This window comes from Sorlinia euscelidii, from assembly GCF_036452135.1.
Classification (GTDB): domain Bacteria; phylum Pseudomonadota; class Alphaproteobacteria; order Acetobacterales; family Acetobacteraceae; genus Sorlinia; species Sorlinia euscelidii.
Genome location: NZ_JAWJZZ010000001.1, coordinates 1 through 23,547, shown reverse-complemented (window position 1 = coordinate 23,547; position 23,547 = coordinate 1). Strand labels below are relative to the sequence as shown.

Annotated in this window: 21 protein-coding genes; 7 read left to right on the top strand and 14 right to left on the bottom strand. The window is 53.9% G+C overall.

Annotated features, from left to right (window positions below):
• Positions 1 to 379 precede the first annotated feature (379 nt).
• From CGLAMM_RS00105 to CGLAMM_RS00075, 7 genes are all read left to right on the top strand, one after another.
• Complete coding sequence (locus tag CGLAMM_RS00105) at positions 380 to 2,599, top strand: beta-glucosidase family protein (RefSeq protein WP_418115220.1); 2,220 nt, start codon at positions 380 to 382, stop codon at positions 2,597 to 2,599.
• Between the two features lie 11 nt (positions 2,600 to 2,610).
• On the top strand, positions 2,611 to 3,987 hold the full coding sequence (locus tag CGLAMM_RS00100; protein ID WP_394819928.1) for a carbohydrate porin: 1,377 nt from the start codon (positions 2,611 to 2,613) through the stop codon (positions 3,985 to 3,987).
• Between the two features lie 582 nt (positions 3,988 to 4,569).
• Positions 4,570 to 6,825: a catalase/peroxidase HPI gene (gene katG / locus CGLAMM_RS00095; protein ID WP_394819927.1), complete on the top strand. Its 2,256-nt coding sequence runs from the start codon at positions 4,570 to 4,572 to the stop codon at positions 6,823 to 6,825.
• 217 nt (positions 6,826 to 7,042) lie between these two features.
• The gene (locus CGLAMM_RS00090) at positions 7,043 to 7,309 is read left to right on the top strand and encodes a metal-sensing transcriptional repressor (RefSeq protein ID WP_394819926.1); all 267 of its coding nucleotides are present in this window, start codon (positions 7,043 to 7,045) and stop codon (positions 7,307 to 7,309) included.
• A 124-nt stretch (positions 7,310 to 7,433) separates the two neighbouring features.
• Positions 7,434 to 8,594 carry a TolC family protein gene (locus CGLAMM_RS00085; RefSeq protein ID WP_394819925.1) on the top strand — a complete coding sequence of 387 codons (1,161 nt, stop codon included), beginning with the start codon at positions 7,434 to 7,436 and terminating at the stop codon, positions 8,592 to 8,594.
• 64 nt (positions 8,595 to 8,658) lie between these two features.
• Complete coding sequence (locus CGLAMM_RS00080) at positions 8,659 to 9,789, top strand: efflux RND transporter periplasmic adaptor subunit (protein ID WP_418115219.1); 1,131 nt, start codon at positions 8,659 to 8,661, stop codon at positions 9,787 to 9,789.
• A gap of 5 nt (positions 9,790 to 9,794) precedes the next feature.
• On the top strand, positions 9,795 to 12,866 hold the full coding sequence (locus CGLAMM_RS00075; protein WP_418115218.1) for an efflux RND transporter permease subunit: 3,072 nt from the start codon (positions 9,795 to 9,797) through the stop codon (positions 12,864 to 12,866).
• 151 nt (positions 12,867 to 13,017) lie between these two features.
• Here the strand turns inward: CGLAMM_RS00075 and CGLAMM_RS00070 are convergent, their stop codons facing one another.
• From CGLAMM_RS00070 to CGLAMM_RS00005, 14 genes are all read right to left on the bottom strand, one after another.
• Entirely contained in the window at positions 13,018 to 13,479 is a 462-nt protein-coding gene (locus tag CGLAMM_RS00070; RefSeq protein ID WP_394819923.1) for a hypothetical protein, read from the bottom strand.
• Between the two features lie 111 nt (positions 13,480 to 13,590).
• A complete protein-coding gene (locus CGLAMM_RS00065; RefSeq protein ID WP_394819922.1) occupies positions 13,591 to 13,875 on the bottom strand; it encodes a hypothetical protein in 285 nt (94 codons plus the stop codon).
• A 303-nt stretch (positions 13,876 to 14,178) separates the two neighbouring features.
• Positions 14,179 to 14,526 carry a hypothetical protein gene (locus tag CGLAMM_RS00060; RefSeq protein WP_394819921.1) on the bottom strand — a complete coding sequence of 116 codons (348 nt, stop codon included), beginning with the start codon at positions 14,524 to 14,526 and terminating at the stop codon, positions 14,179 to 14,181.
• Between the two features lie 407 nt (positions 14,527 to 14,933).
• Positions 14,934 to 15,281, bottom strand: a complete 348-nt coding sequence (locus CGLAMM_RS00055; protein WP_394819920.1) for a hypothetical protein — start codon at positions 15,279 to 15,281, stop codon at positions 14,934 to 14,936.
• Between the two features lie 344 nt (positions 15,282 to 15,625).
• A complete protein-coding gene (locus tag CGLAMM_RS00050; protein ID WP_394819919.1) occupies positions 15,626 to 16,339 on the bottom strand; it encodes a hypothetical protein in 714 nt (237 codons plus the stop codon).
• Between the two features lie 145 nt (positions 16,340 to 16,484).
• Entirely contained in the window at positions 16,485 to 16,886 is a 402-nt protein-coding gene (locus tag CGLAMM_RS00045) for a hypothetical protein (protein ID WP_418115217.1), read from the bottom strand.
• A gap of 209 nt (positions 16,887 to 17,095) precedes the next feature.
• The gene (locus CGLAMM_RS00040; protein ID WP_394819917.1) at positions 17,096 to 17,932 is read right to left on the bottom strand and encodes a hypothetical protein; all 837 of its coding nucleotides are present in this window, start codon (positions 17,930 to 17,932) and stop codon (positions 17,096 to 17,098) included.
• 164 nt (positions 17,933 to 18,096) lie between these two features.
• Positions 18,097 to 18,897 (bottom strand): hypothetical protein, encoded by an 801-nt coding sequence (locus CGLAMM_RS00035; protein ID WP_394819916.1) that lies wholly within the window; start codon positions 18,895 to 18,897, stop codon positions 18,097 to 18,099.
• Positions 18,898 to 18,987: 90 nt separating this feature from the next.
• Entirely contained in the window at positions 18,988 to 19,830 is an 843-nt protein-coding gene (locus CGLAMM_RS00030) for a hypothetical protein (protein ID WP_394819915.1), read from the bottom strand.
• A gap of 210 nt (positions 19,831 to 20,040) precedes the next feature.
• Entirely contained in the window at positions 20,041 to 20,847 is an 807-nt protein-coding gene (locus CGLAMM_RS00025) for a hypothetical protein (RefSeq protein ID WP_394819914.1), read from the bottom strand.
• Positions 20,848 to 20,976: 129 nt separating this feature from the next.
• Positions 20,977 to 21,405 carry a hypothetical protein gene (locus CGLAMM_RS00020; protein ID WP_418115216.1) on the bottom strand — a complete coding sequence of 143 codons (429 nt, stop codon included), beginning with the start codon at positions 21,403 to 21,405 and terminating at the stop codon, positions 20,977 to 20,979.
• A gap of 566 nt (positions 21,406 to 21,971) precedes the next feature.
• Positions 21,972 to 22,259, bottom strand: a complete 288-nt coding sequence (locus CGLAMM_RS00015; protein ID WP_418115215.1) for a hypothetical protein — start codon at positions 22,257 to 22,259, stop codon at positions 21,972 to 21,974.
• Positions 22,256 to 22,933: a hypothetical protein gene (locus CGLAMM_RS00010; RefSeq protein ID WP_418115214.1), complete on the bottom strand. Its 678-nt coding sequence runs from the start codon at positions 22,931 to 22,933 to the stop codon at positions 22,256 to 22,258. The genes CGLAMM_RS00015 and CGLAMM_RS00010 overlap by 4 nt, the downstream gene beginning before the upstream one ends.
• Before the next feature lie 181 nt (positions 22,934 to 23,114).
• A complete protein-coding gene (locus CGLAMM_RS00005) occupies positions 23,115 to 23,408 on the bottom strand; it encodes a hypothetical protein (RefSeq protein ID WP_418115213.1) in 294 nt (97 codons plus the stop codon).
• Positions 23,409 to 23,547 lie beyond the last annotated feature (139 nt).

The window sequence follows — 23,547 nt, the reverse complement described above, 5'->3', positions numbered from 1 at the left end:
ACTCCTGACTGACGCCCGTGAAGCATCAACTAAAACAGATAAGGTTTCAAACGCTTTTCTCGGTGAGGGGCGTCGAGGGGGCATCTTCCTCAAATGCGAAGTACTTGAGGCGCGCCGCGGAGATAAAACCGGTCGGCATTAAGTATTCTTCACAAAAACCCGGCAATGCGGGATCGATTCGTTTGACTCGCCTGAAAATCGGCGCGTGACGCCAGTTTAAAAATGACATAGCGGGATCAAGTTTTGTTGATTGCAACTTCACATATAACATAACATTTAGATTATATAATTTGTTACATAAAACACGGCAATGTTATGAGTAAATCATTAACGGCATGTGAGATTTTTGTCGTGTTAACGCACAAAAAGGGGATACACGATGAAAAGAAAATTAGCGGCGGTAATGCTGGCGACGGCCTGCCTGACCCCCGTTCCGATCTCGGCTCACGCCCAGCAGGTCTGGAAAAACCCCGACGCGACACCATCGGAGCGGGTGGAAGCCCTCCTGAAGGCTATGACGCTTGATGAGAAGTTCGTCATGCTGACCTCGGAGTGGGGCGTACCCTATAAGAACCACAGGAAACCCCCCGAAGCTGTCGGCTCAGCCGGTTACACGGCGGGCAACAAGCGCCTCGGCATTCCGGCATTACAATCCACTGATGCGGGGCTAGGCGTTACCAACACCGTCAACATGCGCCCTGGGGATGGAGCAACAGGATTGCCAAGTGGTCAGGTTATTTCTGGCACTTTTGACCCCACCTATGGGTATCAGGGTGGTCGAATGATCGCCGTAGAGGCTGCGCACCGCGGTCTCAACGAGGTATTGGGTGGCGGCATCAACCTTGTGAGAGATCCGCGTGGGGGACGTAACTTTGAATATCAGGGTGAGGACCCCATCCTCGCAGGTATAGTTGCCGCGTCATTGATTAGTGGTGCGCAAGATCAACACGTGCTCTCAACCATAAAGCACTACGCTCTCAACTCGATCGAGACCGCGCGAACGAAGATGAACTCGGTCATTGACGAGCAATCAATGCAAGAGTCTGACTTGTTAGCTTTCAAAATCGCGATTGAGAAATCTGACCCGGCATCTGTCATGTGCGGCTACAACCGCGTCAATGGCTTGCATGATTGTCAGAACCCCTATTTGTTAGAAAACGTTTTGCGTCAGGAATGGGGCTATCATGGCTATGTCATGAGCGATTGGGGCGCTGTATATGACGGTGACGCGGCCTGGAAAGCTGGGCTCGACCAGCAATCCGGCCTACCTGCAGATAGTAAGGCGTGGTTCGGCGATTACATGAAGAGGAAAGTCATCGCCGGGAAAATTCCCGTATCAGTCGTCGATGAAAAATTACGCCACATCCTCTATCCGATGTTCAAATATGGACTTTTTGAACCGCGTGTTCGCCCGACTGAAACAGCTGCCGACATTGCCGAACATACGGCAATTACGCAAAAGATAGAGGAGGCTGGCGCCGTTCTGCTCAAAAACGACCACGAGGCTTTACCTTTAAAGCAAAACCTTCGGAGGGTCCTCGTGGTTGGTGGTCATGCGGATAAGGGCGTCATGACAGGAGGTGGAAGCAGCGCCGTCGCACCTAGGGGAGGGAGTCCAGTCCGAGGGGATGAGCCGAATGATCTCCAACATTTTCCGCGCCCAATCGGATATCTGAGCGGTGCGCCTCTTGATGCGCTTAAAGCTGAAATGCCACGTGCCCAGGTGACATTTCTATCCGGAGATGACCTCAACGCGGTGACGGAGGCAGCAAAAAATGCGGACCGCGTCATTGTGTTTGCTACAAAATGGTCGTCTGAGTTCTTTGATAATGCCGATTTATCCATGCCGCAGCATGAAGACGCGATGATTACGGCGGCGGTGAAAGCGGGGAAACCGGTCATCGTCGTGCTTCAAACGGGTAATCCGGTATTAATGCCCTGGGCGGACAAAGTTGACGCGGTTCTGGAGGCATGGTTTCCTGGTTCAGGCGGTGGGAAAGCGATTGCGCGCCTCTTGACCGGCAAGGCCAACCCATCAGGTAGATTGACGACGACTTGGCCCGTTTCTGCGTCACAATTGCCTCGGCCTCAGGTGAAGGGAATGGGCCTGGAATTCACTCTTTCCAAAAAACAAAATCCGGCGGATTACGAAACGCGGTTGGATCTCAACATTGAGGGTGCCAATGTCGGTTATCGTTGGTTCAGTCTTAAAGGTGAGAAACCCCTTTACCCCTTTGGCTACGGTTTAAGCTATACATCCTTCACCCACACCGGTCTTGAAGTTGATCCATCAGATAATGGCCTCGTCGCCCACACCAAGGTAACAAATACAGGCAAACGCGCCGGTGCCGATGTGGTGCAAATCTATGTCAATCTGCCCGATGGCTCTCCCGAGCGTCTCGCCGGATTTTTACGAGTTCAACTCTCGCCCGGTGAGTCGAAAGATGTCGCCATCCCGCTTTCCTCCTATGCGCTCGCACGTTTCGACGTCGCGACCAAACATTGGGTGCGCAAGGCTGGTGCGTATCACTTCCGCGTTGCCACAAATAGTTTTGACAATGCGGGCCCGTCTCTGACGTCTGAGCTTGCGCAGCAGTAAAGAAACAGAAAATGAAAATAGAAACCGCGCAGCGCCCGGAAGCTGCGTCGGCGAGAGTGGCGATGCTTGCATCGCTCCTCATCGCCTGTGTCCCTGTGTCCGCGCGAGCACAGCTGACGAACCTCAACGGCGTTTCGAACGCCACCATTGAAAGCCGGAAGATGTCACCGGGGCCGGAATGTCAACGTTACGATCCGATGATCACGCAAGGGTCTGAGTCTCCCATCATCACGACCTGTGACACATTGGTGCCTGGCCAGTTCGGGCTAAGGAAATTTCTGGGAGATCGTGGATTTTTATTTGAGGGATTTTACACGGCTTCCATGATTTACGATGTGTTGGGGCATCAGCAGCGGCCCCAGCTCTATAATGGTCAGCGGCCAAATTTCAGCGGTAATCTCTGGCTAAATATGACGTATGATCTTGAGAGGGTCGGCTTTAATCCTGGCTCCCAACTGACCGTATCCATGAATAACTGGCAAAGTGCCTACACAGGCGCCGGCATCCGCGCCACTTCACTCAGCCAGGCAACGGTTTTGCAGAAATTTTTCAATGGTCATGTGTCGATACTTTACGGTTACTACGGAATACTTGGCCAATTCTACGGTATGTTTATGGGCACGAGCACCGCGTCCTCGGCCTTGGGGCCGTTGAGTATCATTCCTAATCAGGTCGGACTGTCAATGTACACGCCGACCCCGGGTGCGGATGTCAGAATTTACCTGCCAGATCGTCGCTTCTATAATCATATTGGTGTGGCGCGAAGCCAGAGCGCCTTAGGCTTTCTAGCGGATTCTCGCGCCAACCCGTCCGGAGTCAATTTGCAAGTCAACGGTACGCGCGCCGTTGTCATCGATGAAATTGGTTTCCGGGTTCATCCAGAAAGCCATGTCAAAATGACATGGTTCCGTGCTGGCGGGATCTATAACGCAACGCCCTACCGGGATTTCCGCACGAACCAGTTCAGCGCCAGCAATAATGCCTGGTATGTCGTTCTTGACCGGCAATTGCTGCAGCCAGACCCGAAAAATCCTTATCGTGGGTGGTATATCGAGCTTAAGACCGACCACGCGGATCGCCGGAGGAACATTTTCACAGACGATTACGCCGCCACGATCTACACAATCGGACCGTTGAAGAGTCGCCCGCGGGATATGTTATCAATTGGCTTCACATATAATAAAATTGGTCCCGCTGCGATGCGCAGTTTGCAGGCTGGAAACGCCCGCATGTTTGACCATAGCACGACAACATCTGTGGCCTATGCGGCTCACGCCATGCGGGGGGTCTATTTTACCACAACCGCTTCCTACACGACGAAGCCCTTTGTCGCCGAGGCGAAGCCCGACGCATTGTCACTTCAAGGTAACCTGACATTGTCTTTCTGACCTTCTCCCGCGTCGAGAGACTCATTCAAAGTCGGGTCGTGTCCTCAGGGACCATCCGTCATACCGTCTGACAGGTGAGTTATTTATCGTCCTGACGGTGAAAGCCTTTGCTTCAAAGCGCGCCGTCAGGGCATCAGTGCCCCTCCGCCAGACATATCCGGCATTGTCATTTCCCCTGAAATAAACCCCCTGAAGCGTGCCGATAAGCGGTCCTCCCGCAAGTCTTCTCAAAGGCTGCGCACGGTTTATCTCAAATCCATCCTGGAAGAGTGGTTCAGGCTTCTCAGTATGTCGGCGTAAGAGAATCAGTAAAGATAAGGTTGGTTGAATGCTGCGTGTCTGACGGCTTGTCTATTTAAAAGTCGTCGTCACGCATCTTTACATCTATGCCAGTGTTACGGTCAATGTCGTAACCGTCGCCGCCGCTTCCACCTGCGGTGTCGTTAAGAGTAAATTCCGATAACTGATATAACAATTTCCAGTTTCCTCACGTCGTATTTGATCAGCTAATGGCCATTGACGCCGCAAGGCCTTCCAATCCGGTCCCGGCTTATCAGGAAGCCAATCTAGGTGGAGAATTTTATGAGAATTTCCCGTTTATGCGCCGCTCTGCTTCTTTCAGGAACCGCGCTTATTTCATCGAATAATTTTGCCCGCGCTGATGGCATTGACAGGCCCAATGAATTTTACTGGCCGACCCGCCTTGATCTTAATCCGCTTCGCTTCAATAATCCGAGTAACGTGCCTTACGGGGCGGGTTACAGCAAAGAATATGCCAAAAAATTTGCCACGCTCGACCTCAAGGAAGTGCGCGCTGACATTTTGAAGGTCATGACGACGTCACAGGATTGGTGGCCGGCTGATTTCGGTAATTACGGGCCGTTTTTCATCCGTATGGCGTGGCATAATGCCGGCACTTATCGCAGTCTCGACGGGCGCGGTGGTGAGGAGGGCAGCCAGCAACGTTTCGCCCAGCTGAATTCCTGGCCGGATAATGCCAGCCTGGACAAGGCACGCCGCCTCCTCTGGCCGGTCAAGCAGAAATATGGCGAGAAGCTGTCCTGGGGTGACCTCATCGTTTTGACGGGTGACGTTGCGCTTAATTCCATGGGTTTCAAGACGATGGGTTTTGTCGGCGGCCGCCCGGATGACTGGCAGTCTGAGCTTGTTTATTGGGGGCCAAGCGCGACATTTTTCCCGACCAAGGCGGCTAATCAGGGCAAGTTTGACGCCCACGGCAATGCCACACTTGAGAAGCCTCTGGCGGCAACGGTCAAGGGACTGATTTACGTCAACCCGGAAGGTCCCGGCGGCGTGCCGGACCCGGTCAAATCCGCCAAAATGACACGTCTGGCTTTCGGCCGGATGGGGATGGATGACGAGGAAACAGTCGCCTTGATTGCAGGCGGTCACACTTTCGGTAAGTCCCATGGCGCCGTGCCTTCCAAATGTATCGGCCCGGCACCTGATGATGCCCCTGTCGAACAGCAGGGTATTGGCTGGAAAAATAATTGCGTCAAAGGGGCCCCGACGCCGAATGACGCCATGACCAGCGGCATTGAAGGCTCCTGGACCGGCGACCCGCTGAAATTTACGAATAATTACGTCAACAACCTGCTGAAATATGATTGGGTCAAGACGAAGAGCCCGGCCGGGGCCTATCAATGGATGCCTAAATCCGGTGGCCGGGTTGTGCCGGACGCAACGGACCCGGCTGACCCCAGTAAGCGCCATCCGCTGATGATGTTCACGACCGATATCGCGATGAAGGTTGATCCGATTTATCGCCGGATCATCGAGCGTTGGTCGAAACACCCGAATGAGTTTGCCGACGCCTTCTCCCGCGCCTGGTTCAAGCTCGTTGTCCGCGATATGGGGCCGACATCACGTTACGTGGGGAGTGAAGTCCCGAAAGAGACGTTTGTCTGGCAGGATCCGCTCCCGAAGGCCGATTATAAAATGGTCGATGCGGCGGACATTGCCAGCCTTAAATCCGCCATTGCCAATACGGGACTGTCTGACCGCGAGCTGATCAAGACAGCCTGGGCCTCCGCCGCGTCACATCGCACGACGGACCATCGTGGTGGTGCGAACGGCGCGCGCATCAATCTGAAGCCGGAAAATAACTGGGCGGTGAATGACCCCGATGAACTCCAGAAAGTGCTGCCGAAGCTTGTTGAAGTGCGCGACCACTTTAATGGTAATGACAGTAGCGGGCGGAAGGTCTCGCTGGCGGATATCATCATTCTTGGCGGTAATGTCGGGCTGGAGCGCGCGGCGAAAGCGGCGGGTGTCACGATTGACGTGCCATTTACGCCGGGCCGCGTCGACGCCACACAGGCGCAGACGGACATCAAGAATATGAGCTTCCTGGAGCCGAAGGCGGATGCTTTCCGAAATTATTATCGCTTTGAGGAGGATGAAAAATCTCCGCCGGAAATGTTGGTCGACAAAGCCAGCACGCTGGATCTGACCATCCCTGAAATGACCGTCCTCCTCGGTGGGATGCGCAGCCTCGACGTTAATAGCGGTCACACGCCGGAAGGTGTGCTGACCGACCATCCGGGCGCGTTGACGAATGACTTCCTCGTCAATGTCCTCAGCATGGATACACGTTGGGAGAAAATCCCGGGCAAGCCGGGGATTTATCAGGGTTGTGACCGCAAAACCGGTAAAAAACGCTGGACGGCGACAAGTGTGGATCTTGTCTTCGGCGCAAATGCCGAGTTGCGCGCGACGGCGGAGGCTTATGCTTCAGCGGATTCGAAAGACCGCTTCTATGCTGACTTCGTCAAAGCCTGGACAAAGGTCATGAATCTTGACCGCTTCGACCTGTAAACGGTCGATCCAGACGCGCTTTCATCTGCAGGGGTGAGGGCGCGGCCGGCTTATCAGTAATTGTCAGAATGAGAGAGGGTCGGGACGATTTTGTTCCTTGACCCTCTTTTATTTTATGATGCTGGCCGCAGGGACAGGGCAGGCAGGTTATCCGCGCCTCTCCATTTTAAAAGAAAGTTTCATATCCGGCCCCTCCCGGGGAGGGTAGGTGGGCGTCATGAGACATGACGCCCATATTTTGATTCAACAGCGCCTCAAACAGGCCCTTGGCCATATTGGCGCGGTCATCGACATGACGGAGGCCGGGCGCTCCTGCAGTGATATCGCCCAGCAGCTGGAAGCGATCGAAAGCACGATACGCGGTGCGAAACGCCTGCTGGTGCAGAATCATCTTAAACAATGCATCACCGATGCCTTGTGTGAAGGCAAAATGTCGCGGGAGGACGCGATGGCGCAATTTACGGATCTGACAAAATATTTTTAAGCGGTGACGCATGTGGCCTTCAACGCGCTTTCAGTGTTTTTTCATCTTCTTCCCGATATGTGCCGCATTCAGCATGATGGGCCCTGATGCAATCGACAGGGCGCGGGCGGGCGATGAAAGGGTGATGACGTTTCGCCAGGCTCTTACCGCCGCCTGGAATAATGACCCGATCCGACAGGAACTGGCTGTTAATGCGTCTTCCGCGCGGGCGCGCGCTGCCGCTGCACGCGCCTGGTTTGCAGGGGGGCCAAGTTTTACAGCCAGTTACTATGATGACCGCGCCGCCGGCACGCATATCGGTTATGTCACTTATGAGGGCACGGTTTCCGTGCCTCTCTGGCTACCCGGCCAGGGCACGGCGACAGAGATGGTGGCGAAGGCCGACGCGGCCAAGGCCTTGGCGCAGGTCGATGTTGAACGTGTCTCAATCGCCGTGCGTGTCTTACAGCAGGCAGAAGCCGTGGCATTGGCTCAACGTCGCGTAACCGTCGCCAGGGCCATGGCAAAATCCCTGTCACGTATGGCGGACATCACGCGTAAAGCCTGTGAAGCGGGTGAGGCCACTTCCGCGGACTTGCAGGCTGTTTCCGCCCAACTGGCGGATGCACGGGCTGAAATCGCGGTGGCGGAAGCAGAAAAGACCGCATCTTCCGCCGCGATGATGACATTGCTCGGCAAAGCGGGCGTGCCGAATTTATCAGACGCTGACGACAGATGGCTGGCACGATGGCGGCCTAACCATTTGAGCGATTTGGAGATGCGGGACCCGCGCGTCCTCGCGGCGCACAAGGAAGTCGTGGCCGCGCAGGCGCAGATGCACCTCGCCCACCATAATTACATGCCCAATCCGGAAGTCGGCCTTGTCGCGCTTGATCAGGGGCAATATGCCAGTCCCTGGGCCACGCAGGTGGGTATGACCATCCGTGTCGCCCTGCCGAGTGATGTGCAGAATGTGCCCCAGATTGCGGCGGCGCAAAACCGCCTGGCGGCGGCGATGCGGGCGGAAGTGACCGCCCAACGCGCCGTGCATGATGAATTGCGGCAGGTCGTGGCTTGGGTTGATGGAGCGCGTCAGGCGCTGAAACAGTCGCGCCAAAGTGCGGCGCAGACACTCTCCCGCGCGAAAATTATGGAACATTCCTGGTCCCTCGGTGAGACGCCGCTGATGGAGGCCCTGCGCGCACAGAACGACGCCTGGCGGGCGCTGATGTCCCTGAACCGGTCGGAAATTGCTTTTCATAGCGCTGTCATACGGCTCTGTATCGCGATAGGAACCCTCCCATGATCCGCGTATCACGCCTTTCCCGATATTTCATGATCGCCCTCGCGATGGCGTCAGGGGGGCGAGCATGGTGACAACGTGTCGGGCTTCTTCTGACGCCGATGTGCCCGTCTGGCTGCGGCCGGTCACCTTTTCAAAAGCCGCGCAGGCGAGTGAGCAGTTGCGTTTCAGTGTGACCCGCACAGGCACGCTCACCGCGCGCCTTCCGGCCATGGCCTATGTCACGCATGATCCTCTTCACGCCATCAGCATCCGTCCTGCCGGGGAGGGGAAGGTCATGCATGTCGCGGTTATGCCGGGGCAGCGCGTGCGTAAAGGCGAGGTGTTGGTGACATATCATGATCACGCCCTGCACACGCTCTATTTGCAGCAGGCGGAGGCCGCCTCGGCACGCGCATCCGCGTATGCCGCACTTTCGGCGTCCGAAAGCGCTTTTCAACGCGGCCTCAAATTACGCGGCAGCAGCGTGACGCAAGCTGAAATTGAGCGGCGTCACACGGCGGTGAAGCAGCAGCGCGCCATGCTTGTCGCCGCGCAAGCGCGTGTCAAGCTGATTACCCATCGTTTGACGGAGGAATTTACATCGCCGACAGAGAGCATCGGCGCGGATGAAACATCCCATCTTCTAGCGCCGGTAGATGGGGTGATCGAATCTGTTAACGCTGCCGAGAATGATGATGTCAGGCAGGGAGAGGAGATCATCTCTCTGGTTGACGTGAGTCATGTCTGGGTGATTGCTGAAATCCGACCTGAAGAGGCCGCGTGGCTGGCGGTGGGTGGCGCCGTCACGCTGCGCCCCGCAGGTCAGGACACGTCACCGAAGCTGATTGCGCACATCGCGACCATCGACGCAGTGGCCGATCCCGCGACTGGTTTACTCAAAGTGACGTCAATCATCGCAAACCCGGATGGTGTTTTACGGCCAGGTGAAATGTTGGATGCATGGATGGATACGGCGCGCCAGGCTTCAGGCGTCATTGTGCCGCGTGCCGCCATCCAGGAAATTTTGAAACATCATGTCGTCTTCGTCCCTATCGGGATGAAAGGAAAATTTCAACCTATCGCGCTGCGCGTGCGCCTTGAGTCCGGTGACGAGACCGTTATTGAGGGCGCATTGACCGGGGGGACAAATATCGTCACGCAAGGGAGTTTCGCGCTTAAGGGCGCTGCGTTGCTTTCAGCGGCAGGCGGCGACTGACCGCGATGCTGAAACGCATTCAGGCGCATCGTGTCTTTATCCTCACGACATTTTTCCTGCTTTTTCTCGGGGGTCTGACGCTTATCCCGGGCCTGCCGGTGGAGCCCGTGCCGGATATTTCTCCGCAACAAGTGATGGTGTCCGTCACAGCGCCGGGTCTTGCAGCGGCGGAGGTGGAACGCCTCATTACCTTCCCGCTGGAAGCCAGCCTGACGGGCCTGCCGGATGTTACAGACCTGCGTTCGGTCTCACGCAGTGGGGTGTCGGTTGTTTATCTGCAATTTTCTGACTCCTCCGACATCCATCTTGATCGGGAGCGTGTGAGTCAGCGCCTTCAGGCGGCGCGGGACGCGATCCCCGTGCCTGGGGTCACGATCAAAATGGGCCCGCTCGCGACCGGCATGGGTGAGATCATGCAGATGCAGATTGCCGGTGCAGGTTATGATCTCGTCCAGCTTAACAGGATCATGAACTGGACAGTGGTGCCGCAGCTTAAATTGATCCCGGGTGTTGTGGATGTCAACGTCAATGGGGGTGCTGAAGAAACCTTTCAACTCACCTTGAATCCCGCCCGCATGGTGGCACATGGCGTCGCCCTGCATGACATCGTCCAGGCGATCGACAGCAACAACATCTCCTCCGGCGGCGGTTTCGTCTCCGCGCAGGATGAGCAGCGCGTGATTGTGGGGCGTGCGCGGGTCCATTCCCTGTCGGAGCTTGGCGCGATCCCCGTGCGGATGGCGCGTGATGGGCGCGCCATCCGTATTCGTGACCTGGGTCAGGTGGAAATGGGGACGCGCACGCGGCTTGGCGCCGTCACGCGGGATGGTAAAGGTGAAATCGTGAATGGTGTCGTGCTGATGCAGAACGGCGCCAGCTCCAACGCGACGCTTGCCGCCATCGGAAAAGCCCTGCCCGCCATCAAAAAATCACTCCCGCCAGGTGTGACGCTGGACATATTTTACACCCGCCACAAATTGACGCGTGAGACGACGGGGACCGTTAAGGAAAATCTGATCTACGGTGCCCTCCTTGTTTTCGCGGTCCTCTATCTTGTTCTCGGCGATCTCCGCGCAACATTCGTTATTATTTCCGTCATACCTGTGGCGCTTGTTTTTGCTTTGACCGGGATGCGCGTTACAGGTGTCTCCGCCAATCTCCTCAGCCTCGGCGCGATTGATTTCGGCATGATTGTCGATGGGGCGCTGGTGGTTGTTGAGCATATCATCGTGGTCCGATATCAGGTGCAGGATCGTCGCGCTTTTCATGACCTTGCCCATGACATCCTGCGCAGCGTCATTAAGCCTGTCTGTTTCGCGATCCTGATCATCATCCTCGTTTATCTACCGGTTCTGACCCTTCAGGGCGTTGAGGGGAAGATGTTTCGCCCAATGGCGCAGACGGTCATCATGGCGCTCCTCGCCGCGCTTCTCTATTGCGTGTTCTGCATTCCCGCCCTCGCGGCGATTTTCCTGCGCTTCGGTTTGAAGGATCGGGAAACGCGTCTTGTCAGGCAGATGCGGGCGGCCTATGAGCCCGCTCTTGCATGGTGTGCGGCGCGGACACGCTGGGTGCTGGTCGCCTCGATCAGCGTTTTTTGCGTGTCCCTCCTGCTCGCAACCCGTCTTGGCGGCGAGTTCGTGCCGAAACTTGATGAAGGGGCGCTTCTCGTCAATGCGCTTCGCCTGCCACGCGCCGCGCTTGATACCGTCCTGCGCGGCGTGACGGAGGAGGAGCGCATCCTCCGTACCTTCCCGGAGGTCGAGACGGTTGTCAGCAATACCGGCACGTCCGCCATCCCGACCGACCCTATGGGTACGGGGGAGACAGATACGTTTATCTTCCTGAAACCGCGTGCAACATGGCGCACGGCCAAAACCGAGGCCGGGCTTGTCGCAAAGATGAATGCGGCACTGCAGGACCATCTGCCCGATGCGGCCTATAGCTGGACGCAGCCCATTCAGATGCGCATGGATGACCTGCTTGCCGGTACCCGGACGGCGCTGGCAATATCAATTTACGGCGATGATCTGGCACGCTTATCGCGCCTCGCAGCGCACACGGTTCAGGCTTTGCGGGATGTTCCCGGCGCGGCGGATGTGTCCTCCGTGTCGGAGGGGACAATGCCCTTCATCCATGTTGACATGAACCGGGATGCAGCCGCGCGGCTGGGCATTTCCGCCAGTGACATCACCGAAACGGTCGAGGCGATCGGGGGACATATCGGTACGGCCATCATCGCTGATAATGCGATCATCCCCACTCAGATACGTTTTGCCGCTGGCACCGTGTCATCGCCCGAAGATATTGCCCGCCTGATGATAAGGCGGGCGGATGGCGGCGGCTGGGTGCAGATGGGTCAGGTGGCGCACATCCAATCGACAGAGGGGCCTTCGCGCATTGATCGGGACGGGTTTCGGCGCCGCGTCATCGTGCAGGCCAATATTCGTGGAAGGGATGTCGCAAGCTTCGTGGCCGCCGCCAGGCAGGCGGTCGCGCGCAGGGTCATCCTGCCGCCCGGATATCATATGGCGTGGCATGGCGAGTTCGAAAACCTGCAATCCGCCACCCATCGTCTCGCCATTGTGCTCCCGGTCGCATTGGTACTCATGTTGGGGTTGCTGGTCTCCGCTTTATCCTCTCTCCGGGCTGCTCTGCTCGTCTTTTGCAACCTGCCCATCGCGGCATCGGGCGGAATCCTCGCCCTGACCTTGCGCGGTATGCCGTTCAGCATTGCAGCGGGGATCGGCTTTATCGCGTTATTCGGCGTGGCGGTGCTGAACGGCGTTGTGCTCGTGTCCCAGATGCGCATTTTCCAGCAAGGCGGGATGGATGTGGCGCAATCAGCCTATGAAGCTGCGCGGGCGCGCTTTCGCCCGGTGATCGCGACGGCCGCTGTCGCCAGTTTCGGTTTCCTGCCCATGGCCTTCTCAGGAAGTGCCGGGGCGGAGGTGGATAAGCCTCTTGCCAGCGTCGTGATCGGGGGGCTGATTTCCTCGACATTTCTGACGTTATTTGTCCTGCCCGTTGCGTGTGCGCGGTGGGGCGGCCGCCTGTCGCGTCACGGGGACAACTGACGTCACGATGAGGCTTTCCCCTCCACGGGCCCTGAAGGGTGCCCTCATAATGGAGGGGGAAGGGCCGCAACATTGAGAGATACGGCCCAGCGCCTCGTGTCACCGCGTCAAGAGGTGGCGGGCAGACTTAGAGCTGTTCAGGCTCCCGAAACTAATGCTGAGGGTTCAGTTTCTGTTTAAATGCGAGGAATTCGTCGCGTTGAAATGGTTGTGGTAAAAGACCCTCGCCCGGAGATTGCAGCACGCCGGTTGCGATGAGGCCTGCCACGGAGTAACCGGTCAGGTCGTGAATCGTCAGGTGTTTCGCCGTGCCGCATCTCACATTGCGCGGTGGGATCAGTTTATATGGCTCACAATCCTGGCTGAATGAAAGCGATATCGGAAAACCCGGAGAACTCTCCTCCCCGACATATGCGCCATCAGGGGGTGTGTCGCGTGCAGGTATAATGTCGTCACTGACGAACGACGAATCGTCGATATAACGATCATTCGGGTAAAGCGTGCCGAGAAACGGTTCCTCCCTGAAAAGCAGGATGACAGGGTAAGCGCCAACAATCTGTGACGATAACACTTGTCCATATGCGGCCCAGGATCTTTGCCAGTCATAGGCCATACTGAGTGCGAGTGCCTGACGCCGGGCGTCCGGATTTTTTAAATATTGCTCAGCGCTGCGGAGTGATTTTGTGACATCATAGACACGTTCTGTTGGTCGAATCTCATATATCTAGAATGGAATTTCGCGATGTTTCAATATGGCCTGCTTTGCAATGCGCAATGCAACATCCAATGAATCCGTGGCAGAAACGAAAGACGTTGTGCCGTCGAGAACAGACTGACCCGACACATAACGCAGAAGTTCAACGTCCTCGCCTGTCATGCCGAACCCGCGATCAAAAGCCGTCGTCGGCATGACGGAGGAGATGTGGTAAATATATTGAGGCCCTGAAGCAGCATTCGCCGCTTGGGTAAATCCTAAAACGAGGATCGAAAATAAGGAGGAAAATTTCATGTTCGACTCCCATTATCTCGAAAGGCATTGCCTGAGATTTTCTTGAAAAGCGTCATGCGCTTCCTTCATGACGGCGCGTTGGATCCTTGAAGCGGGTGGCAGGGCGTGGCTGTCGTATAAAGCTGCGCCACGTCGATGATCGTCGATATGACTGCGGATGACAGACCTGATATGAAAGTCGTCAAGTCATTGCGACGACTGTGATAGAAATAGGTCTGTCATCCGGCTGGTTATTGGGAGTTGCTGACGATGTTCACGGCGCCGTAAAGACTGGGCAACGCGACGCCGTGACTCAAATCAGCTTCAGGCATCAGGGCTGAGGCCGATCTTAGTAAACCATCGATCACCTTCTACCTGAATTTTAACCTTGCCCGACAAAATGAAAGCGCGCATTGCGATATTGACAATATTACTATTGGATATGTTTTGTCTGATGCAGTAATTGAGGTGATCGCTGTCGTTGTTGAAGACGAAATTGATATAGGATTGATCCCAGTCATTTCGCACAATCACACCTGTAAGCCGTCCCTGATGTTGACCGGCAGTAATGTTTGGATGACTGGAATCACACCAGAGTGCCGATGTTGATGCGATTGCAGGCGACGAGACTGCAAGAGTAACCGCCAAGGCGGATAGAAATTTGAGACGCATTTTTTTGTCCTTATAATCGTTTTTTAAATTTGAATGTGATGTCCGTTATCCGGTTCTCTCAAAAAGTTTCGCGGCTGATCATTCCGAACTGGTGAATGACCGTCCTTTCTCGCCTGTCCTTCTGGTAAAAACCCATCTCGTTTCGCGTTATTACTGAAAAGTGACGGCCATATGGTCGGCAAATAATGGGCCGTATGACATTTATGAAAGACAGGAGAAACGCTGGCTTTCCCAATCTATCTGCAGCGCAACTTTGAAAAGAATCAACTTTAAGGAAGGTGGATCAAAACAGGATCGTGAGACATCAGAGTTTCACGGTGATCGCCCCTCCCAAGCGTCGGCGGCATGAAGCGCTTTGACGCAGGAGAGCGAAGATCAGGACCCGATTTGACCGACCAGCTTAATTGTCAATTCAAGCTAAAGCCTATGCTGAATAGAACATTAGGATTTTTGGCTATAATGGCGACTTCACTATGCAGTAAGTACGCTTTTTCGGCGACGGAAAGGACATTCGGGCTATCTGAGAATTTCTGATGGATACAATAAAGTTTCTTGTCGTCTTTATCCTCGAAGAGAAAGGTTACATCTTGATCATTACCGCCAATCTTTGAAAAAGTCTGTCGCAAATGGCCTTTATGCTCGCCCTGTGAAATCGTTAAGGAAGAGGGGCAGTCAACATCGGCGGCGCATGCGGCGCCCGAAGCGAAAAGGAAGGCCGAAAGGGAGAGTATTTTATAAAGAGGGAAACGCATCATCTTAATCCTTATTTTTATTGAAATTTCTATTTACCGTAATAGGGTGAATATTGAGGCGCTTAATAAAGTTGCTAATCAAAACTTAGGCATGGTCGCCTTCTTAAAAAGACCCATGAGGCACACTTGAGTCATCATCCTGCCGGGCACGAGGATCCGTCCCAACGATGCATTATATTCTTATTACCGTTATAATAGAATGATAGCGTTTTGACGAGATAATTACTGCGCGATTTTACCCAAAAAATCAGAATAAAAAAAGACATTTACTGGAGTAAACAAGATTTTTGAGCCATTTTCCTCCAATTTCTGCGCGGCGTGCGGCGGTGAGATCCCGAACAAGGTCGTCAGTTTAACGCCTCCTTTTCGATAGTGGAGACGGGGTCATCGAGCGAGATGCGTTCAGCTGGCTCACAATGTTTGTCGGGGGATGCTCTAAGTCGCATATTGTCGCAACCGACGCTGAAGGATAGTGACATAAATTCCCCCTGTTGAATGCCATTCTCAATATAGCCGGCGGTTGGCACAATGTCGTCCATGGGCATTGGGTCCGGATTCACTTCAGCGTCGGCCTCAAGGTAATGCGGGTTTGGCATCCAATCAGAAAGGACAAGGCCACCATTTATAAGTTGCGCACGGTAAGCGCCATGGATGAGTTCGGGCGGAACACCGCCAAGTGCTGACCACTCTCTTTGAAGATGAAAGCGATACCAGAGGGCGCGCGCTCGCCGACGTGACACGCCATCCTCGTAACATTGAATCGCATTCATGAGAGAGCGTGGCATATCGTAAAAATCTGTCGTTGGGCGGATCACATACAGGTAATGAGGTACATCAGGATGTCGTTGAAGGGAGATACGTAGCATTCGCCGCGACTCATTAAGGGAGTCTGAGGTCGAAATATAAATCGTGTCCCCCGAATAAACGGAGTTGCCGGAAGCATGTCGGAGGAAGCTCCTGTCATGGCCGGGAGCGGTAAAACCTCGGGCGAATATCGTCTCAGGTGCCAATAAGGAAAAGCGAAAAACTTTCTCCGGAGTGGCCTCCGCGATCGTCGCCATACTGACTAAAATCGCAGTTAATCCTGAAAAAAACGCTATATGTCTCATGATCATTCTCGATCCTGCTGAAAGTTCAGAATAGATTTTTTATTATGGAATGATCTGGAAAACCCACTTCTCTATTGTTCCGATTTCTTCCCTGAACTTAGGAGGAAATTTTTGTCATCCACTGTTGACTGTCCTTGTCAATCGTGACTTCCTGATGAAAAACCATCGCTTTGATGGCGGTCGCGACAACGCTTCGATTAGACGAATTCTGCTTTACGCATTCAAGATTATGACTTGAATCTTCAAGTAGGAAATGAACATAATTTTGATTATAAGCAAGGCCCGCAAATGTTGAAATAATATGGCCCGTATATTTCCCCGCCCACGCGTGCACTGAGTTGGGCGGGCATTCGATTGGTACGGGAATTTCAGCTGATGCCATTGTTGGCCCGGACAATGCCGCTGCCAAAATCAATGCGCGGAATTTAATACTCTGCATTTGCGCGCTCCTTCTTTTTTTTATTAGGCACTGGCTATTGTAAAGCATAAAAAGGGTCAAAAAAATTACAAAATTTTTTCAGTTAAGGATATCGTGCGATGATATAAATATTTACCTCCGATTAACCTCACGTTCCAAAAGAATTACGGGGTCGGATGGATTTGCGTTTAAGTCTCCGCACGCATGACGTCTCTGGCAATCGCCCGGCCAGGTAATGGAGTGGGCGAAAAACGCTGAATATTTCTCCCGTAAGATTTCAATATGAGGCGTTAAAGCTCATCATGACCTGGCTCGACGAAAAGTTGGTTTGAGGTCGAGCCCATGAGAATGCCCGTTGCGATCGACTTTGAGACTGTCTTCGTCAAAAGCTGTTGGAAGGTGAGCTTCGTCGTCGTCAAACACTGTTCCGATCGTGGCGCCGCGCTGCGCTGCTGAGATGCCTCGCAAACCATATTATCGACGCCCGCCGGGACGAAATCTGTGCTTGTCTCCTCTTCAACGGCATAAACCTCGCCGACTGGATTATCCCGGATCGGCATCAATCGACGACTCACAACGGGAGGGGCATATACGTAATCCGGATTTTGAAAGTAGTCTCCAAAATGGACGAACCGACCATCTATCGAGATTGTCTGCCCTCCCAAAATCTGGTCGGGAGAGATTCTGTCGCGTGCGACCCAATATTCCTCTCGGTGCCAGTTCGTTGTGAACCATAATGTATTGACCTGCTCTCTGGCGGGCGAGTCAGGCAAATTGTCTCGTGCATAGTTGAGGGATCTGGCAACATTGTAAAAATTGCTCGTGGGGCGGACGGTGTAAAGGTAATATCGTTCCGTGGGGTGGGTTCTAAGACGTCGTCTGAGGAGGTTGATCGCTCCGTTTAGAGAGGATGTCGTTACCAGATATCCGGAAGTATCCCTGTCAATCGACTCTCCGGAAATATAGCTGAGGAAATCATAATTTTGTCCCCTCGCGGTAAATCCACGTTCAAAGACGAGCCCAGGTGCGTAAATCGAGAGACGATAGGTGACGGGAGGCGGCTTGGCGTAACCCGGTGCCGTGAGCATCATCGTCACAATGGGGAAGATGGCAGCTTTAAATTTCATGGGTCATGTCATTCTTCAGGATTTGAGTGTTACGATTGGCGTTTTTATTGTGCGGCTGTGAGAAAAGCGTCTGCCATCAAATGTGTCCGTGATTGACTGGGCGCGTTTCGGACAATCAAGGGCGCATACGCTTTTGTCTCTACAGCATCCGACTGTCTTAGAATTCAGACAGGTGCGTGGGCTGGAAGAATGCCGGAGGCGATCATTCCCGCAATTGTCTTTGACCGAAGCGCCTCGAAGGAGAGTTTCTGAGTCGGCAGGCACGAGTCATCCCGAGCGACCTTTGAGCGTTGAGGCGCACGGTCACATCCCATATTGTTCAATGACGCGGGCAGTAAAAACATGCCGACAGCCCCGTCGGCGAGCTGCACCTCCTGGTACACCGCATCATGAAAGGGCGAAGGGTTAAGATTGGCGGAAGGCGGTAAAAATTCGTAATTCGGGTTTCTCTCCGGGGGGTCCGCCAAAACGCTGCCATTGACGACGTGAAGCCTTTGAGCGCCTCCAATCTGGTTCGGCGTGATGCTTCCGACAGCCACCCACTCATGAAATCTCTGTCTAGAGAGCAGGAGTGTCTGAGCTTCCTGTCGCGCTACAGGATCTGGCAAAATAGTCATTGCCCAATGTAGGGAAATTGAGAGACTGTGAAAATTGGTGGTCGGCCTGATCGCGTAAAGGTAAATCTCAGTATCAGGATGGTATTGGTAAAACCGTCGATAAAGGTCTAACGCAAATATCATTGATGCCGTGGTCGGGATGTAAGCTGATGTCTGATCCTCCAGTGACGCGCCCGAGGCAAAGCGAAGAAGGTCATTATCATTTCCCTCTGCAGTAAAGCCGTTGACGAAAACATCCGCCGGTGGCCGACCTGAAAATCGGAATACGGCGACGATGGGATACTGAGCGTGACTGATCTGTGGGACGAACAGGATCGTGATCAGGGCAAGGGCATATCTTAGTTTCATGGTCGTTTCTCTAAACCGACTTCTTTTGATTGGATATTTTGAGTCTTTAATGCGTGACGGAGTGATGCTGAAGCTGAATAGCTTTGATGCTTAGAGTTCATCATGTCCGGGTTCAACCAGGAGTTGGCCCGAGGTCGAACCCATGAGGATGCCGGAAGTGATCATTTTTGCCACTGTTTTTGAACGAAGTTGCGCGAAAGAAATGGGATGAACCGGGATGCAGTGGCTTGCAAAAGCCTTTCTGCATTGCCGAGGCGACTGGTCGCATCCCATATTGGCGACCGCGGCGGGCAAAAACTCGACGCTGTGAACCGCCTCCGCGACATAAGCAGCGGTGACGGTTGCATTATGCACGGGCATCGGAGAATGATTGGTGGCGGGCGGCATGAAAAGGTAGTTAGCGTTCTGTATGAGGTCACCTAGTCTTGGAGGACTGCCGTCGTCCCAGTAAAATCGCCTCACGCCAAAGATCTGCTCAGGACTGATACCGCCGCGCGCTGCCCAATGACCGTTTTCCTGACCCCGGGTCGCAAGAGCGACTGCGCTGACCTGTTCTCTCACCTCGGGATTGGGCAAGACTTCCTGCGCGTAACGCATTGACGCCGCGACGCTGTAAAAATTTTCAGTTGGACGAACCAAATATATATAGACGGGCACTGTCGGGAAGGCCCGTGCAAATATCATAGCGAAGGCGACCGCGTGACGTGATATCTGGGTCGTCGAAATATAGGCTGACGTGCCATCAACAACTGAAGCCCCGGAGACATATCGCAGAAGGTCAAGATCATTTCCCTCAGCCGGAAACCCGGACGTGAACACGTCTGCCGGCGCGCGGGAGGAGACACGATAAACCCTACCTGGCGGGTCGAGAGCGTAGCTGGCGGAGCCTGTAAATAGGGCCAGCAGGACGAAGGCTGCGCGAAAAACATTCATTTCAATATCTCTTTTTTTTTTGGAAATGATAAGAAAATATCACCTATATAGCTCTTTACTTACAGATTCTTCACTTGAAAGCGGATCAAGTTTCGATGTGCGGTAATCAGGCAGGTTTTCGAATAAATTGATGACATCGAGCAAATAAAGGTGTCGGATTTATCACCCATTGTGCCTGGGCCCGGTCTCGGCTTGCCCTGTCGTCAGACTTTACAGAACATTCAGGGCGATGAGTTTAGAAACAATTTCGGTGTGAAGCGCCGCGAAAGAGAGCTTCTCTGCAGAGGTGCATCGATCCCCGCGGGCGACTTTGAAATGGGGTCGCTGTGCACCGCAACCCATACGGTCCATTCCAAGAAGGACAAAACCAACCTGGTGCGCTTGCTCGCCCATCAGGACGGTATCATCCGATCGGTTCCTGATCGGCATGGGATGCGGGCTGACTTCCGGTCGACCGAACAGATAAAGAGGGTTGGAGATCACGGTACCGAGGGTCACCCGACCATCATTCAGATAAAGGCGTCTCGCCCGGTAAACCTGACTTCCGGAAACATAGTCGCGGGCTGCCCAGATATCATAGGGTCGCATGCCGACCAGCATGACGCTTACCCTTTGACGGGTATCGCCGTCCGGTAGAACTGACCGCGCATAAAGGAGGGACGTCATCACATTGTAAAATGAGTTGGATGGGCGGACAGCGTAAAGGTAGTAGGCGACGTCAGGCCGCTGAATCAGACGAACCCTGGCGGCGGCCAGGGTTCGTTCCAGGGAGTCATTCAATACCAGATAAGCCGATGTGCCATCCGCCACGGAGACCCCGGAGATGAAGCGAATAAAATCATGATCCGTGCCTTTCGCAATGAAGCCATTGTCGAAAATCGTTTCCGGTGGTGAGGCTGTGAATATGTAGACGACGTGGGGCGGCGTATCGGCAACAGATGTCGATGTGATCCCTGCCACCGCGACGATAGAGACGATAAGGTGTTTCAGGAAAGTTTTTATCAGAAAAGCGGTCATATCAAACTCGTGCCTGCTTTTTTTCTCTCAAGGATCACAATCGAATTACCGCGTTCAGGGACGCTTCTTTTCTTATCAAGTCGGAAGGGCCGGGTCGCGGCGTCAAACCTCCTGGGGGGCAATGACGCTTCAGATGTGGCCCGATCCCAATCTCGGAAGAACATGGGTGACGATCATTTGGGTGACTGTTCGTTCAAAAAGCTTGCTCGCCGACAGCCGTTCAAGCGGCAGGCATGTGCTTGTCGGAGATGATGCGAGGTCGAGCTGCTGGGAAGAACAAGCCATTTCGGCGATTGAAGCAGGTATGGCATTGATGTCTTTGATATTTGCCGCAACTTCGACAGCGTCGATTGACGTGTTTCGCGGCGGCATCGGGCTCTGGCTCACTTCCGACACTGCCGAAATATAATTCGGGTTCGGGATAAACGCGCCAAATTCCGGGACATCGTCGTGCCACGCGAGGGTTTTGACGCCCACAACCTGTTGATTGGAGATCGAGGCGCTCGCCGCCCATTCATCCGCCACCCAATATTTCGTCGCGAACCAGATATCGCGCAATTCTCGTTTTGCCTCTCCAGGGGTAGGACTTCCTCGGCAAATTGAAATGAATCGGTGACGTTGAAGAAATTCTTCGTCGGGCGGACATAATAGAGGTAGATCGTGCGATGAGGCTTGACCCGCGTCAGCATCTCACTGATTCTCGTCGCGTGACTCAACGATTCTGTCAGAGGGAGATAAGCGGATCTTTCCCCCGCCGCACCTTTACCTGCTAAAAAGCGATTGAGATCTCTCTCCGTGCCGATGCTTGTCATGCCTGAAGAGAAGACGCTTTCCGGCGCTTGGAAGGATACGGTGTAGACGACCAAAGGCGGGGTTTTGGCGTAACTCACTGAAGTAAACACCGTCGACACGATGAAGAGCGAGGCTTTGAGAAGTTTCATGGGATTTTTGATTCCGTGAGCTTGGGGTGAATTCGGATCTCTGCGAACATCTGGTCCTGCCCGCGTCATTGACGCGTCACTCTGAAGACACTTTTCGCGGCAGGACCGATATTTTCAGCTATCGCGGATGGGTGAAGGTTTTTCCGGGCGATAGACGTGACAAGACACGCGCGAGGTCAGGACTTAAAGCTCGTCATGACCTGGCGCACTCCAAAGCTGACCTGAGGTCGAACCCATAAGGATGCCGGCAGCAATCATTTTTGCGATCGTCCGTTGATAAACCGTTTCGATCGGAAGGTTCTCAAGAGGCGTGCACTGATGTGAAGAAGATGATGTGCCGAGGCGTTTTGATTGCGGGTCACACGGTATATTGGCGACAAAGGCCGCCATGTAGCCAGCGCCGTGCGGCTCTACGGCAACATCGAGATTATTCAATGTTTCGTTGCGTACCGGCAGGGGTTGAGGATTCACCTGCGCCGGGGCAAAATATAATCTTCATTATCAGCCAGATGGGTCAAACCCCGAGGATTATGACGGTCACCATAGATATATACCGCCGCAATCTGGTCGCTCGTGATCGAACTGGTCGCCGCCCAGGCATAGGTGAGTGAGTGTCTTTCTGCTTCCATCACGTGACGAATGTTGAGAGTTGTTTCAGGGTCTGGAATGGCTGTACTGGCAAATTGAAGAGATCGCATCACGTTATAGAAATTTGGTGTCTGTCGGACCTCGTAAACGTAAAGCGGCGTCCCAGGGTTAGCGTTGGCTATTTGCTCGGCGCGTTCCATCACGACATAAAGATGGTCGAAAAGAGGAATGAAGCGGGCGCGTCCCTCCCTTACTGACGAACCGGCGACGAAATGGAGGAAGTCACTGTCATCACCCGCAATTGGAAAGCCTTCGGCGAAAACTTTCTCCTTCGGATCGAAAGATATTTTATAGAGTTTTTTTTGCGTATCTTCAGCGTGGCCTATCGAAACGAACAACGATGAGATGACAAAAAGCGAGGCGGCTAGAACTCTCATGTTAACCTCCATTATTATATTTATAAGGTGAAGAAAAAGCCAGATTGATGGATTATTTGAAAAGATTTTCTCAGAAAATAAAGGTATGGTTCGACGCGTCTTTGGCAGTCGTTTGTACAATATCCCGACTTCATCGTCCTCTGTTCGTGATCGGCCATGTCGTCGGGATTGTGATGCGCGGTTTAAAGCTCATCATGTCCGGGTACGACGAGCAGTTGCCCTGAGGTCGAACCCATAAGGATGCCGGCCGCGATCAATTTCGCGACCGTCTTGCCGTAAAGCGCGTCGAAAGAAAGCTTATTTACCTGCAGGGGGCAGCTATCGGTCTGGGATGCGCCAGACGTTGGGGTTTCGCGTTACATACCATAGAGGCGATCGGCCCGGGTATAAAGCCGGCCCCTTCCGGGTCTTCCGCCACTGCGGCGGCTTCAACTGTCGCATTTCTTATTGGCAGCGGATTAGGGTTTACCTGTGGTTCATCGAACATGTAATTCGGGTTACGTGTGAGGTCGCCCGGTACGAACCTGCCATTCACCAGACGCAGCTCTCTCACGCCGATAATCTGCTCGACGGGAATCATTCTGGTGGATGCCACATAGAGGATGTCCACGTGCGCGATGAAAGCCATGCTGTGCGCATCTGGGTTCTCGCCTCACCTGCCGGCAGCACACTCATGGCAAATTGTAGCGATTCCTCGACGCTATAAACATTTTCTGTCGGGCGGACTTCATAGA